The sequence below is a fragment of the Streptomyces sp. NPDC052114 genome, from assembly GCF_040680155.1.
Taxonomy (GTDB): Bacteria; Actinomycetota; Actinomycetes; order Streptomycetales; family Streptomycetaceae; genus Streptomyces.
This window is the reverse complement of the sequence record NZ_JBFAWC010000001.1, coordinates 838,223-852,664: the sequence shown is the minus strand read 5'-3', so window position 1 is coordinate 852,664 and position 14,442 is coordinate 838,223. Positions and strand designations below refer to the sequence as shown.

The 14,442-nt window shown below is 68.1% G+C and carries 12 protein-coding genes; 4 read left to right on the top strand and 8 right to left on the bottom strand.

Annotated elements, in window-relative coordinates; translation table 11 throughout:
- Position 1: 1 nt before the first annotated feature.
- Positions 2 to 1,477 (bottom strand): APC family permease, encoded by a 1,476-nt coding sequence (locus AB0L89_RS03615; RefSeq protein WP_365133556.1) that lies wholly within the window; start codon positions 1,475 to 1,477, stop codon positions 2 to 4.
- 133 nt (positions 1,478 to 1,610) lie between these two features.
- Between AB0L89_RS03615 and AB0L89_RS03610 the strand changes: the two genes are divergently transcribed.
- The gene (locus tag AB0L89_RS03610) at positions 1,611 to 2,228 is read left to right on the top strand and encodes a TetR/AcrR family transcriptional regulator C-terminal domain-containing protein (RefSeq protein ID WP_365133553.1); all 618 of its coding nucleotides are present in this window, start codon (positions 1,611 to 1,613) and stop codon (positions 2,226 to 2,228) included.
- A 21-nt stretch (positions 2,229 to 2,249) separates the two neighbouring features.
- Here the strand turns inward: AB0L89_RS03610 and AB0L89_RS03605 are convergent, their stop codons facing one another.
- Positions 2,250 to 5,243, bottom strand: coding sequence for a bifunctional [glutamine synthetase] adenylyltransferase/[glutamine synthetase]-adenylyl-L-tyrosine phosphorylase (locus tag AB0L89_RS03605; protein ID WP_365133550.1), 2,994 nt, complete (start codon positions 5,241 to 5,243; stop codon positions 2,250 to 2,252).
- 121 nt (positions 5,244 to 5,364) lie between these two features.
- Between AB0L89_RS03605 and AB0L89_RS03600 the strand changes: the two genes are divergently transcribed.
- Positions 5,365 to 5,889: a pyridoxamine 5'-phosphate oxidase family protein gene (locus AB0L89_RS03600; RefSeq protein ID WP_365133547.1), complete on the top strand. Its 525-nt coding sequence runs from the start codon at positions 5,365 to 5,367 to the stop codon at positions 5,887 to 5,889.
- Between the two features lie 58 nt (positions 5,890 to 5,947).
- Positions 5,948 to 6,382 carry a VOC family protein gene (locus AB0L89_RS03595; protein WP_365133544.1) on the top strand — a complete coding sequence of 145 codons (435 nt, stop codon included), beginning with the start codon at positions 5,948 to 5,950 and terminating at the stop codon, positions 6,380 to 6,382.
- 104 nt (positions 6,383 to 6,486) lie between these two features.
- On the opposite strand, the gene AB0L89_RS03590 is transcribed toward AB0L89_RS03595, so the two are convergent.
- The 6 genes from AB0L89_RS03590 to AB0L89_RS03565 all read right to left on the bottom strand — a co-directional run bounded on the left by AB0L89_RS03590 (position 6,487) and on the right by AB0L89_RS03565 (position 12,772).
- A complete protein-coding gene (locus tag AB0L89_RS03590) occupies positions 6,487 to 6,594 on the bottom strand; it encodes a glutamine synthetase (RefSeq protein WP_365133541.1) in 108 nt (35 codons plus the stop codon).
- Positions 6,595 to 7,491: 897 nt separating this feature from the next.
- Positions 7,492 to 8,010 carry an NUDIX hydrolase gene (locus AB0L89_RS03585; RefSeq protein ID WP_365133538.1) on the bottom strand — a complete coding sequence of 173 codons (519 nt, stop codon included), beginning with the start codon at positions 8,008 to 8,010 and terminating at the stop codon, positions 7,492 to 7,494.
- Complete coding sequence (locus AB0L89_RS03580; RefSeq protein WP_365133535.1) at positions 8,007 to 8,744, bottom strand: hypothetical protein; 738 nt, start codon at positions 8,742 to 8,744, stop codon at positions 8,007 to 8,009. The genes AB0L89_RS03585 and AB0L89_RS03580 overlap by 4 nt, the downstream gene beginning before the upstream one ends.
- Positions 8,741 to 9,343, bottom strand: coding sequence for a hypothetical protein (locus AB0L89_RS03575; protein WP_365133532.1), 603 nt, complete (start codon positions 9,341 to 9,343; stop codon positions 8,741 to 8,743). The genes AB0L89_RS03580 and AB0L89_RS03575 overlap by 4 nt, the downstream gene beginning before the upstream one ends.
- A 1,401-nt stretch (positions 9,344 to 10,744) precedes the next feature.
- Positions 10,745 to 11,077: a hypothetical protein gene (locus tag AB0L89_RS03570; RefSeq protein ID WP_365133529.1), complete on the bottom strand. Its 333-nt coding sequence runs from the start codon at positions 11,075 to 11,077 to the stop codon at positions 10,745 to 10,747.
- A 333-nt stretch (positions 11,078 to 11,410) separates the two neighbouring features.
- Positions 11,411 to 12,772 (bottom strand): glutamine synthetase family protein, encoded by a 1,362-nt coding sequence (locus AB0L89_RS03565; protein WP_365133526.1) that lies wholly within the window; start codon positions 12,770 to 12,772, stop codon positions 11,411 to 11,413.
- Between the two features lie 365 nt (positions 12,773 to 13,137).
- Here AB0L89_RS03565 and AB0L89_RS03560 point away from each other — a divergent pair, with 365 nt between their 5' ends.
- A complete protein-coding gene (locus AB0L89_RS03560; RefSeq protein WP_365133523.1) occupies positions 13,138 to 14,355 on the top strand; it encodes a globin domain-containing protein in 1,218 nt (405 codons plus the stop codon).
- Positions 14,356 to 14,442: the final 87 nt, after the last annotated feature.

The window sequence follows — 14,442 nt, the reverse complement described above, 5'->3', positions numbered from 1 at the left end:
ACTAGGCGTGTGCGGACGGGGTCGGCGAGGCCGGTGACGGCGGCTCCGTGGGGGTGGCGGGCGCGTCCTGCGGTTCGGCCGCGAAGTTCTCGTACACCTCGGGCCGCGAGTGGCGCAGGCGCAGCGCCAGCGCGACGCCCAGGACGAGCACCGCGGGCACGAGCGCGACGAGGACCGTGTTCACCAGGGGCGAGGCGCCGGTGAAGAGGTCGACATGGCCGACGACGAGGACGAGCGCGGCGGTCAGCAGCACCGTCGCGGCGAGGGGCGCGACGACGGTGCGCAGGGTGCCCTCCTGGTGGCTGATCCGCCGGAAGTAGCAGGGCACGGCGATCGCGGCGAGCAGCTGGAGCGTCAGCAGGCCGATCATCCCGGGGGTGTTCACCCACAGGAGGAGCTGCTGGTACGGGTCGGCGTCGGCCGCGGCGAAGGCGAGGACGACGGCCGCGCCCAGGGCGGTCTGCGCGGCGCCCGCGACGTGGGGCGAGCGGTGCCGGGGGTGGACGCGGCCGAGGACCTCGGGCAGGACGCCCTCCTCGGCGAGGGAGAGGGTGTAGCGGTTGATGGCGTTGTGGAAGGCGAGCAGGGAGGCGAGGACGCTGGTGACGATGAGGACGTGCATCAGGTCGGCGGCCCAGGCGCCGACGTAGGTGGTGATGGCGGTGAAGAAGAGTCCGGCGGGGTCGGACGCGGCGGCCTTTACGACCTGCTCGTCGCCGAAGGCCTGGACGACGGTCCAGACGACGAAGGCGTAGAAGAGGCCGAGGAAGGCGACGGCGATGTAGGTGGCGCGGGGCACGGTGCGGTCGGGGTCGCGGGCCTCGCGGCGGTAGATGACGGTGGACTCGAAGCCGGTGAAGGCGGCGAAGGCGCAGGCCAGGACGGCGGCCGTGCCGGGGACCAGGACGTTGCCGGGGGCGAGGCCCGCGAGGCCGAGGCCGTCGGCGCCGCCCTTGAGCAGGACGCCGCCGGCGAGCAGGACGAGGATGCCGGTCTCGGCGACGAGCAGCACCCCGAGGAGCTTGGCGCCGAAGTCGATGGACCGGAAGCCGCCGTACCAGATGAGCAGCAGGCCGGCGAGGGAGACCGGGAGCCAGGGGATGTCGGCGCCGAAGAGGACGCCCGCGGTGTCCTGGGCGGCGGTGCCGAGCAGGCCGTAGACGCCGATCTCCATGCCGTTGTAGCCGAGCATGGCGAGCAGGGCGGCGGCGATGCCGGCCGGGCGGCCGAGGCCCCGGGTGATGTACGCGTAGAAGGCGCCGCCGCTGCGGACGTGGCGGCTCATCGTGGTGAACCCGACGGCGAAGACGGTGAGGGTGAGGCCGGCCAGGAGGTAGCCGACGGGGGCGCCGATGCCGCCGAGGGTGAGGGCGATGGGGGCGACGCCCGCCATGACGGTGAGCGGGGCCGCGGCGGAGACCACGAAGAAGGCGATGTCGGCGGTGCCGAGGGAGCCGGTGCGGAGCGTGCTGGCCATGGGGAGGCAGCCCTTCTGCGGCAGGCGGGAGCAGGGCATGGGGCGGGGAGTCCGAAAACCTAAAGGCTTTCGGTTTCGGCAATGTAGCCTCACCCTGGGCAGTTCGGGAAGGCTTCACAGGGAGATCGGGACCATGGGACGGCCGCGCACACCACTCCTCGACCGGGAGCGCATCACCACGACCACGCTCGAACTCGTCGACGAGCAGGGCGACTTCAGCGTGCCGCAGGTCGCACGGCGGCTCGGCGTGCAGACGGGCTCGGTGTACCACCATGTGGACGGCCGCGACGGCATCGTCGAGCTGCTGCGCGAGCGGGTGTCCGAGGCGATCGACACGGCGACGCTGACGGGCCCGTGGGACGGGGCCCTGGCGGCCTGGGCCCGCTCCTACCGCGCGGCCTTCGCGGCCCACCCCAAGGCGATCCCGCTCCTGATGGCCTCACCGGTGCGGGCCCCGCGGGTGCTCGCCCAGTACGAGCGCGCGGTCACCCTCCTCCTGGACGCCGGGTTCGCCCTGCCCGACGTGATGCCGGTGATCATCGCCCTGGAGAACGTGGTGCTCGGCTCGGCGCTCGACCTCGCGGCGCCGGAGGCCATGTGGGACCTGGCGGACGAGACGGCGACCCCGGCACTGGCCCGCGCGCTGGACGCGGTGCCGCCGGGGCGGGCGGACCGGGCGTTCGAGCTGGCGCTCGAAGGGTTCCTGGCGCACGCGCGGGAGATGCTCGCGGCCTACGACGCGCCCCGCTGACCCCTCCCCCGAAGCCGCCCCCTACGCCCCGTAGAACCTCTCCTCCACCACGGCCCGCGCCCGGCGCGTGATCCGGCGGTAGTCGTCGAGCATGTCGCCCACGTGCCCGGGGTCGTAGCCCAAGTAGCGCCCCACCGCGGCCAGTTCGCGGCCGTCGGAGGGGAAGGTGTCGCCCGCGCGGCCACGGACCAGCATCACCGCGTTGCGCACCCGGGTCGCGAGCACCCACGCCTCGTCGAGGGTCGCCGCGTCCTCGGTCGGGATCAGGTCCGCCGCGCAGGCCGCGGCGAGGGCCTCGCGGGTGCGGGTCGTGCGCAGGCCGGGCTCGGCCCAGGCGTGCTGCAACTGGAGGAGCTGGACGGTCCATTCGACGTCGGAGAGGCCGCCGCGGCCCAGCTTGGCGTGGAGCGTCGGGTCGGCGCCGCGCGGCATCCGCTCCGACTCCATGCGGGCCTTGAGCCGGCGGATCTCGCGGATCGCGTCGTCGCCGAGGCCCTCCGCCGGATAGCGCAGCGGATCGGCCAGCTCGATGAAGGCGCGCCCCAGCTCCTCGTCGCCCGCGACCGGTTCGGCGCGCAGCAGCGCCTGGGACTCCCAGACCAGCGACCAGCGGCGGTAGTACGCGGCGTACGACTTGAGGGTGCGCACCAGCGGGCCGCTCCTGCCCTCCGGGCGCAGATCGGCGTCGATGAGCAACGGCGGGTCGGCGGAGGGCAGTTGGAGGAGCCTGCGCATCTCGGAGATCACCTTCGCGGCGGCCTTGGCGGCCTCCTGCTCGTCGGCGCCCTCGCGCGGCTCGTGCACGAACAGGACGTCCGCGTCCGAGCCGTAGCCCAGTTCGTGGCCCCCGAAGCGGCCCATGCCGATGACCGCGAAGCGGGTCGGCAGGGTGTCGCCCCAGCCGTCGCGGACCACGGCGCGCAGCGTGCCCGCGAGCGTCGCCGCCGTCAGGTCGGAGACCGCGTCGCCCACCCGGTCCACCAGCGCGCCCGGGTCCTCCTCGGCGGGGCCGTCCTCCGTGCCGTACGAACCGATGAGGTCGCCCGCCGCGGTACGGAACAGCTCCCTGCGCCGGACCCCGCGCGCCGCCGTCACCGCCTGCTCGGCGCCGTCCGCGCGGCGCACCGCCGCGAGGATCTCCTGCTCCAGGTGGGCGCGGCCGCGCGGCTCCAGACCCCGCTCGTCGCCGAGCAGGGCGACCGCCTCGGGGGCGCGCAGCAGCAGGTCGGGGGCGAGCCGTCCGGCGGACAGGACGCGGGCGAGGTTCTCCGCCGCCGCGCCCTCGTCCCTGAGCAGCCGCAGGTACCAGGGGGTCTTGCCCAGCGCGTCGGACACCCTGCGAAAGCCCAGGAGGCCCGCGTCCGGGTCCGCCGAGTCGGCGAACCAGCCGAGCAGCACGGGCAGCAGGGTGCGCTGGATGGCCGCCTTGCGGGTGACCCCGGACGCCAGCGCCTCCAGGTGCCTGAGCGCGGCGCTCGGGTCGGCGTAGCCGAGGGCGATCAGGCGCTCGCGGGCCGCCTCGGTGCTCAACCGGGCCTCGCCGGGGGCGAGTTGGGCGACCGCGTCGAGCAGCGGGCGGTAGAACAGCTTCTCGTGCAGCCGGCGCACCACGGACGTGTGCCGCTTCCAGGCGCGGTTCAGGTCGGTGATCGGCTCGGTGCGCATCCCCAGGGAGCGGCCGATGCGCCGCAGGTCCGCGTCGTCCTCGGGCACGAGGTGGGTGCGGCGCAGCTTGTAGAGCTGGATGCGGTGTTCCAGGGAGCGCAGGAAGCGGTACGCGTCGTCGAGCTGGACGGCGTCCACGCGCCCCACGTACCCGCCCTCACCGAGCGCGTGCAGCGCCTCCAGCGTCGACCCGCTGCGGATCGAGGGGTCGCTGCGGCCGTGCACCAACTGGAGCATCTGGACGGCGAATTCGACGTCCCGCAGCCCGCCGGGCCCGAGCTTCAACTCCCGCTCGACCTCGCCGGCCGGGATGTTCTCGACGACCCTGCGGCGCATCTTCTGCACGTCCGTCACGAAGTTCTCGCGCTCGGCGGCCTGCCAGACCAGCGGGGCGAGCGTGGCGACGTACTCCTCGCCGAGCGTGAGGTCGCCCGCGACGGGGCGGGCCTTGAGCAGCGCCTGGAACTCCCAGGTCTTCGCCCAGCGCTGGTAGTACGCGAGATGGCTGGAGAGGGTGCGCACCAGCGGGCCGTTGCGGCCCTCGGGGCGGAGGTTGGCGTCGACGGGCCAGATGGTGCCCTCGACGTTCGTCTCGGAGCAGATCCGCATCATGTGCGAGGCGAGCCGGGTCGCGGCGCGCAGGGCCTTGCCCTCGTCGGCGCCCTCGACGGCCTCGGCGACGAAGATGACGTCGACGTCGGAGACGTAGTTCAGTTCGTGGCCGCCGCACTTGCCCATCGCGATGACCGCGAGCCGGCACTGCGCGGCGTCCGAGGGCGCCGCCGCGCGGGCCATGGCGAGCGCCGCCCGCAGCGTCGCGGTGGCGAGGTCGGCCAGCTCGGCCGCCGCCTCGGCGACGTCGGTCGTGCCGCACACGTCACGGGCCGCTATGGCCAGCAGGCAGCGGCGGTAGGAGACGCGCAGCTGGACGGGGTCGGTGGCGTCCGCGAGGCCCCGCTCGAACTCCTCGACGCCGGGGTGCAGGTCGGCCGCCTCGTACGTGACCAGGGCCCGCCAGTCGCGCGGGTGCCTGGCCAGGTGGTCGGCGAGGGCCTCGGAGGCGCCGAGCACCCCGAGCAGCCGGTCGCGCAGCGGCTTGGCGGTGACGAGGGTGTCGAGCAGCTCCCGCCGGCTGAGGTCGTCCTCCTGCCCCTCCACGAGCCGGACCAGGCCGAGCAGCGCCAGGTCGGGGTCGGCGGTGGCGCCGAGCGCGTCCAGGAGCAGCGGGTCGGAGCGGACGGCGCTCAGCGCGGGGTCGTCCAGGAGCCGCTCCGCGGTGGACGGGTCCGTGAAACCGTGCCGCAGCAGCCGCGTGAACGTACTGCTCCTGCGCCCTTGCGGCACCGTCATGGCCTCGCGCCTCCGTTCGATCACTCCTGGCCCCGAGCCTACGGCCTCACCGATGAGTTCCGCCCGCGTGCGCGGTCCGTCCTTCACACGGAGCCTTGACGGAACGACGGAAGGACGGACCATGCCGAGCGGAGAACCGCGTACGGAACTCGACGCGAGGTACAGCAGCCCCGGCGCCGAGGCGACGCCGTGGGAGGAGGCAGCGGCCCGGCTGAGGACGGCCGAGCTGTTCTGGATCTCGACGGTGCGCCCCGACGGACGCCCCCACGTCACGCCGCTGCCCGCCGTCTGGCTGGACGGCGCCCTGCACTTCGCGACGGGCCCGGAGGAGCGCAAGGCCCGCAACCTCGCGGCCAACCCGGAGACGGTCCTGACCACCGGCGTGAACCTCTGGGACAAGGGCTACGACCTGGTCGTGGAGGGCACGGCGGTGCGGATCACCGACGAGGCGCGGCTGCGGCGCCTGGCGGCGGCCTGGGAGGAGAAGTACGGCAGCTTCTGGCACTACGAGGTGCGGGACGGCTGCTTCCACCACGGGCCCGGCCACGCGTACGTCTTCGCGGTGGCGCCCCGCACGGCGTTCGGCTTCGGCAAGGGCGAACCGTTCAGCCAGACGCGGTGGCGTTTCGGGGACGCGGCGCGGTGAGTACGCGGATGGCGCAGACAGCGCTGACAGGCGGCCGACCGCCTGGTGTACTGCGCCCATGGAATACACCCTCGAAGTGATCCCGCTGCCGGTGAGCGACATCGAACGGTCCAAGGAGTTCTACCGCGACAAGCTCGGCTTCCACGTGGACATCGACACGGAGGTCATGCCGGGCCTGCGCATCGTCCAGCTGACCCCGCCGGGCTCGGGCTGTTCCATCGCCCTGGCCGACGCGCTCTGGGACACGATGGACGGCCCGACGCCGCCGCCCGGCTCCTACCAGGGCCTCCAGCTCTGCGTCGCCGACGCGAAGGCCGCGCACGCGGAGCTGGTGGCGCGCGGCCTGGACGTCAGCGAGCCGGTGCAGCACGCGCCGCAGGACGGCGGCACGTTCATGTACTTCAAGGACCCGGACGGCAACGGCTGGGCGATCCAGGAGTACCGGGTGAGGGCGACGACGTCTTTGCGGGACGCGATCGTGAGTGCCCCGTAGGGGGCGCGAGGAACTGCGCGAGGAACTGCGCGAGCGACCAAGGAAAAAGCCGCAGCCGCGCCTGACCGGCAACCCGGCGGACGCGTCTGCGGCTTTGGCAGGAACTACAGCACCGGCAGGTTCTTCCGCAGCTCGAAGGCCGTGACCTCGCTGCGGTACTCCTCCCACTCCTGCTTCTTGTTGCGCAGGAATTGATGAGGTCCAGTGGCCACCTGCCGCAACCAGAATTCCATCCCTCGTGACCAGCGGCCGGAAGGTCGTGGACGGTCGTTGTTGGTCGCCCTTGACGGCCCAGAGACGGCCCGAGCAGAGTGACCCGCCGTCGCGGACAGCGGCAGATTTACAGCGGGCCGCCACCGCGCCCTCCGACCTGCGGTTACTCACAGCTAAGGCCTGTTTGGGGAACACCCTCACCGACGCCAATGACGCTTCGACACACCTCATGCAGCCCAGCCACTCCCCCGAAGTACCTGGTGCACATCCACTGGGCTCGCACCGGGAGTGGGAGAAGGTGTCCAAGCTCGCGGTCAAGGTACAGGCAACGATCGACTCCAACGAGCCGGACACGGATGAGGTCGATGAGAAGCCAGACGTTGACTGATCGCTAGCTCCCCCACGCAGATGCGCCGTGCCTCGACGTCGCTGCACGGCGCATTTGCGTGGGAGCAGGGCCACGACTCCTTCGTCCCGAACGCGATAGCGACGGTATTTGACCTGGCGAGGCCCCTCGTTGACCACTATGACGTCGTGAGTTCTGTCCATACGTGCCTAGGGGAGTACACGGCAGGCTGCGAGGTATGGCCCCCTGTTTGGCCCCGGAACTAGGACAGCCTTGGCGCGAGACCCGCTCACCCGCAGCGGCTCGATCAAGAGCAGGTGTGCGTTGGCCTGCTCACCGTGCTGCCTTTTGAAGCCAGTCGAAGTGGGGTCCACAGAGCCCCGATCACCGGAGGCTCGCTCACAGACCATGATGACGCCGCAGCAGGGCACCACAACCCTCGCTGAGCCTGCTTCGACCTGCCGACTGAGGAGGTCAGTCGGGCTAACATCGGATAGGAGCCCCTGGTGAACGGGTCGATGAAGGGGTCTGCCGTCGCATGCAAGGCGATCTACATTCCCTTCGAGGAGAAGTAGGATGCCAAAGCAATCTGCGTCTTTCCGTCCGGCAAGATTGTTGTGCGCACGATATCTAGAAGTTCTGCTTCCTTGAACTTTTTCATGACAATACGCTCCTTATCCTTTACCGATCGATCCGCAGGGGAAAAGTCGGTTGCCACAAAACAGTGAATCTTTTCCGTGCTCGCCCCGACGGATGAGTAGAAAAAACCCAGTGAACGTAGAGTTGCGGGACGGAGGCCAACTTCCTCCGACAATTCTCGACGGAGTCCCATTTCCGGAGTTTCACCCGCCTCCACCTTCCCCCCCGGGCATTCCAATAGGGTTTGACCAACAAGGGGCCTCCATTGCTCCACGAGCATAATGCTGCCGTCCTGGAGGATCGGAACGGCGATAGCTACACCGGGTTGATCGATGTAAGAAATCTTGCGAATCTCCCCGGAGTTGGGAGTCGAAAAGGATTCCGAGTACAGTGCGAAATTCTTTGCTTGATGGATCTTCTCCTTGTTCATAATGTGACCTCCTGCGCTTGCTTCCAGGCCAACTGGTAGCTCTTAATGACCGCGTGAGCAATTTGCTCTTCGGATTTTTTCATCGAATACTGATCCGCCTCGGTGCCGCGCCTTCCAGGCAGGAAGACGCTAACGTGCACTTGCTCTCTGTCAACGATGATGGCGCGCCAAACTGGGTAGGCGGAGGAGAAACGCAATCGGATGTCCAGATTCGAGCTGTTCTTGTGCGAAGCGAGACGAGAAATTGTCGTTTGCATGTCCGCCCGCCAAGCCTCTGCCGATTCACCTTCATCTCGGGCCCGTTGACCGAAAGCATCGCATGACGGATCGAGTAGCAGAAATCTTATCCTTAGGTTGCGATTTTCCAATTTCTCCAATGATCTTCTGAATCCATCTTCGGTAACTGTGCGCTTTCCGCTGACGCCGAAAAAAACAACTTCCTCGCGCGCCGTTAGAATCACGTCGGACAGGGATACTCGATCCGCTGGTTTTACCTTCCCTATCGCGCTCACGGGGGTGCCGGATGACCTTCCTGCTGACCTTATGGAAAACAGGACGCGGATCAACACCAAGAGCGCGATGAAGAGAATCACGGTTAACACGTAAAGCCAGTCAGCTTTCCTGGATGACAGCGCTTCAGATATTGAGTCGGAGAGTAGTCCTGCTGGGATTCCTAACAATGCTGCAATCAATGCCGAATCTCTCGCAGCCCTAACGGCACGACGATCGATCACGCAACCACCTTCATGACTTCAAGAAGTTGCTTCCGAAGTGGGAAATTCAGAACGGAATCGATAGTCGTGAAGTGCAACTTCACTGATGGTCGCCGAATTAGCCGCAGAGACCAAGCGTCCAGCGATGGGTGCCAGCCTGCGCGCTCTATGATTCCGCTCTCAGTGACTTCTTTCTCGATGTCCGAAACCGTTACATAGCAGGTGTGATCATCCTGCACATGCGAGGGGTTTCTTGCACTGCTACGAAAAGGTAGTTCACGCTTGATGGAAAGAACCGGGTAGCCTAGGGCGTCGCCCATCAGCAGCGACAGGGAATCACTAGTCGTCGCTCCGGAGATCCTAGAACTGCTAACAACTGTGTGATATTGCTGCAGAAGAGTTCGCAGGTCTTGGATATTTTTTGCAGGCCTTGGGCAACAAGGGTGACTATCAATTGCGCGAGCTAGGTGATCGGCCATGATGCTCGCGCCGATATCGATCAACGAGCACCCAATGTCATTCATAAGTGCGTCTGAGCATCCGACGTGGCGCGCCCAGTCGAGGAAAACATTCCCGCCGACTCCGCCGGTAACCAAGGCAATCTTGAGGTCAGCACTCATGCATTCTTGGACTAGGGAAATTATGCCGTCGAGAGATTCCCTGTCGGCTCCTTCCATCCCCCTGGGGGTTAATACATTTCCCCCGATCCTAATCACTAATCCACCGCTCTGAGATACGAGTGCAAGAGGGTTTGGCACTTCTTCTCGCAATCCTTGAGGCAAGGAATCCCGGCAGGCGTCGCGCTAGCTGAGTGAACTATCTGAGACAGGCTAGCTTCGTTTGTGCACCAGCAGAAGGTCGCATGCGTGCCGCACAAGTGGGAGGATCTGAGGGCGCGCACGTCCCGTGGGACGTTGGACATGAGTGAGAAAACGGACGAGACAGGACCACATGCCGACACCTAGGCCAGCCGAGATTCCGACGGAAGCTCCATAGCAATCTCCCCGCCTTGATCTCCTTGCGTACGGCGTCTGCGAGCAGCACATATGTACCGCACCACCCGCGCGGCCCGCTCCCGCCGGCATCGCCGCATCTACCGCTGAACGCAAAGAACCCCTGGTCGGATTGCATCCGACCAGGGGTTCCAAGGTGAGCCACCTTCGAGAATCGAACCTTAGACCTACGCATTACGAGCTGTCCGGGCTTGTTCCAGTGTGGTCCAGGATCGTTCGCGGATGGGTTGGCGTACCGCCCCGGATTGAGCAGCAATCGACACTAGAACTGAGACTGGCACCAGCCGTCCGGCCTGGCAGTTGTCCATCAGCGTTCGCCTGAGTCGATGTCAGGGCCCTTCCTGCGCCCGGAAGGCTCTTGGGCGAGCCCTCTCTCCCCCGGCCTGGAGGGCTGGGGGCCCGCCCAGGCCGCCTCAGGGCTCCCCTTGGGCAGTCGGTACGCCTCATAGTCAGTCCACGCGCGCTCAAGCGTCCGACAGCCTCCGTGATCGCGCCACACTCTTCGAGGTAGTCCAGCTGGCCCTGTCGTCCCTTGTTTGAGGGCCAGTCGGGATCAGCGGAGACGTCTCGGGCAAGGTCCCCGATCGCATTGCGCTAGTCGGCATGGGTCTTCAACCACACTGTGAAACTCTTCGACTTGGGCATGCTCGCATCCTTCCGCCTCCGTCTGCCGACCGCGCAACTTTTGGTGTCTCCCATGCTGAAGAACTGCCCCTCACCCGACTCCCAAGTCTCTTGGCTGCCTGCCGGGGCCCCTTCCTGCTGCTGGCACCGAAGAGTCACCGCGTCAGCTTCTGGGCAACCGGTGGAGCCAACGGTGCCAACTGGGCGAAATCGGATGCATGGACATGGCGGATGATCAACTGGCGCTTCTCACTGGGTGGATCGCGCTTCTGGAAGCCCGCCCTCATGGCGGCCGACATCATCCCGGAGCCCCAGCCAAGCGAACGCCACCAGGCCGCCTGCGAGCACGGCATGCACGCCCTGAGGTACTTCCATGCGTCCGTGCTATTCGGGGAGCCGCGAAGTGTCATAAGCCGATGTCCCCTCACCGTCTGCGGCAGCATCGAGCATCTGCATGCCCCGGAAGGGCGAGGTAATTGCCGCAACCGTTTCCATCACCTTGGTCGCTTGAGGCTCGAGCAAACTCGGACCGTCGAGAATGACACCCCGCCCGCAGCGACTCACGTCGTCCGCCAGCTCGACAGCGCGAGGGACAAAGCCGTCCTTGAAATCCCCCTGCTTCACGACGACCACACCGTCCCAGGAACCGGGGGAGGTCTCTGACGGCAGCTGGAAATGACGACCGAAAGTGATCCACGGCGCCAGGTGGTCACGCAAGGCAGCGGCAGCGAAGGACTCATATGAGGCTCTGCGAGGGGCTCTGCCCTCCCGGATCAGCTCGACCCTCATCTGCATCTTGGCCACGGAACGTGAGACCCATCCCGTCGTGACCTGCGAGCGCTCCCAGCACCGCAGCTATGCCAGCATCCATGCGAAGAATGATCGCCCAAACTCCGCCCCTGGGGACAGGCGATGCAGATCGCCTCAGCCTCCTGCCTGGGGCCGCACGGCCCACAGACGGCCCAGCCGTAACCGGACAACCGAAAGGGCCCGCGGTCGATGACCGTGGACCCTTTCGTGAAAGTGGGCAGAGAGCCCTCTGACCTACGCCTACAGCACCGGCAGGTTCTTCCGCAGCTCGAACGCCGTGACCTCGCTGCGGTACTCCTCCCACTCCTGCTTCTTGTTGCGCAGGAAGAAGTCGTACACGTGCTCGCCGAGCGTCTCGGCGACCAGTTCGCTGCGCTCCATCAGCGCGATCGCCTCGCCGAGGTTCTGCGGCAGCGGCTCGATGCCCATCGCCCGGCGCTCCGCGTCGGACAGGGCCCACACGTCGTCGTCGGCGCCCGGCGGCAGCTCGTAGCCCTCCTCGATGCCCTTGAGGCCGGCGGCGAGCAGTACCGCGTACGTCAGATAGGGGTTGGCGCCCGAGTCGATCGAGCGGACCTCGACGCGCGCCGAACCGGTCTTGCCTGGCTTGTACATCGGGACGCGGATGAGCGCGGAGCGGTTGTTGTGGCCCCAGCAGATGTACGAGGGCGCCTCGCCCCCCGCGCCGGCCGTGCGCTCGGAGCCGCCCCAGATGCGCTTGTAGGAGTTCACCCACTGGTTGGTGACCGCCGAGATCTCCGCGGCGTGCTTCAGCAGGCCCGCGATGAAGGAGCGGCCGACCTTGGAGAGCTGGTACTCGGCGCCCGACTCGTAGAAGGCGTTGCGGTCGCCCTCGAAGAGGGAGAGGTGCGTGTGCATGCCCGAGCCGGGGTACTCCGAGAACGGCTTCGGCATGAAGGTGGCCTGCACGCCCTGCTCCAGCGCGACCTGCTTCATGACCAGGCGGAACGTCATGATGTTGTCCGCCGTGGAGAGCGCGTCCGCGTACCGCAGGTCGATCTCCTGCTGGCCCGGCGCGCCCTCGTGGTGGCTGAACTCGACCGAGATGCCCATCGATTCGAGCATCGTGATGGCCTGGCGCCGGAAGTCCATGCCCACGTTCTGCGGGGTGTGGTCGAAGTAGCCGGAGTTGTCCGCGGGGGTGGGCCGCGAGCCGTCCAGCGGCTTGTCCTTGAGGAGGAAGAACTCGATCTCGGGGTGGGTGTAGAAGGTGAAGCCGAGGTCGGAGGTCTTGGCCAGGGCCCTCTTCAGTACGTAGCGCGGGTCCGCGAAGGACGGTGAGCCGTCCGGCAACAGGATGTCGCAGAACATGCGCGCGGTGCCGGGGGCCTCCGCGCGCCAGGGCAGCACCTGGAACGTCGACGGATCCGGCTTCGCGATCATGTCCGACTCGTACACACGGGCGAATCCCTCGATCGCCGAGCCGTCGAACCCGATGCCCTCGTCGAAGGCCTGCTCCAGCTCGGCCGGGGCCACGGCCACCGATTTCAGGAAGCCGAGGACATCCGTGAACCACAGGCGTACGAACCGGATGTCGCGCTCCTCCAACGTACGGAGCACGAATTCCTGCTGCTTGTCCATCTTCCGCTTCCACCCATCCTTGCTGGTCAGGCCGCCTGCACCCGCGCAACGGGACACATCGGGCACCGAGCATCCCACTCCGCGGTTTCGAGCGCGTTGCGTACCCCCTGCCACCGCGTTCCGCGCCGGGCCGCGGGCCGCTCCGCTTGCCGCTCTGTGCCCATAGTGCCTGCTGATGGGCGGCTCTGTAACGGCGGGCCGGTCCCGCCCCGCCCGCACCCCCGCCGCTCCCTCTTAATTTGCATCTTAGATGCAAGTTTTCTACCGTCAGATCCACAGACAAGGGAGACGTAAGGCCCCCTGTCGGCCTTACCGGCTTCTCGGGCCTTTCCGGCTTCCCCGGCTTCCGGCTTTGAGGAGTCCCGTTGCTGTCCGAGCAGTCAGCCGCCACCGTCCGCGCCACCCTTCCCGTCGTCGGGGCCGCCATCGGCGACATCACCGAGCGGTTCTACGAGCGGCTCTTCACCGCCCACCCGGAGCTCCTGCGGGACCTCTTCAACCGCGGCAACCAGGCCGCGGGCACCCAGCGGCAGGCCCTGGCGGGGTCCATCGCGGCCTTCGCGGCGTACCTGGTGGACCACCCCGACGAGCGGCCCGACGCGATGCTGCACCGCATCGCCCACAAGCACGCCTCGCTCGGTGTGGCCCCCGAGCAGTACGGGACGGTCCACGAGCACCTGTTCGCCGCCATCGCCGAGGTGCTCGGCGACGCGGTCACCCCCGAGGTCGGCGCGGCCTGGGACGAGGTCTACTGGCTGATGGCCAACGCCCTCATCGCCGTCGAGGCCCGCCTGTACGCCGAGCAGGGCGCCGTGGGCCACGACACCTGGCGGGAGTGGGAGGTCGTCGGCCGCATCGAGGAGGCGGCCGATGTCGCCACGTTCCAGCTCCGTCCCCTCGGCGAGGCGCCCGCGCCGGGCTTTCGCGCGGGGCAGTACGTGTCCGTGCAGGTCCGACTGGACGACGGCGCGCGGCAGATACGGCAGTACAGCCTCTCCGGAGCGGGCGGGACCGGCTCGCCGGTACGGCAGATCAGCGTGAAGCGCGTCCCGGCCGGTGCCGGGGCGCCCGAGGGCGAGGTCTCCAACCACCTGCACGCGCGCGTGCGCGAGGGCGACGTGCTGCGGCTCTCCGCCCCCTACGGAGACCTCGTCCTGGACCCCGCCGACCGGGACGCCCCGCTGCTGCTCGCCTCCGCCGGCATCGGCGTCACCCCGATGATCGCCATGCTGGACCAGCTCGCCGCCGACGGGCACCGCGGCCCCGTCACCGTCGTGCACGCCGACCGCTCCCCCGCCGAGCACGCGCTGCGCGCCGACCACGCGGCCTACGCGGACAAACTCCCGCACGGCGCCGCGCACTTCTTCTACGAGCGGCCGGACGAGGGCCACCCCGCGGAGCTGACCGGGCTCGCCGACCTGACGGCGCTGCCCCCGCTGCCGGCCGGCACGCGGGCGTATCTGTGCGGGCCGCTGCCGTTCATGCGGGCCGTGCGGACGCAGCTCATGGAGGTGTGCGGGGTCGGGGCGGCCGACATCCACTACGAGGTGTTCGGGCCCGACCTCTGGCTGGCGCGGGGGTAGTCGGAGGGCTTTCGTACGGGAGCGGTCACGTACCGGCTTGCGGGGTGGCGGTCACATACCGCCCGTGCCGGGTGGCGGTCACGTACC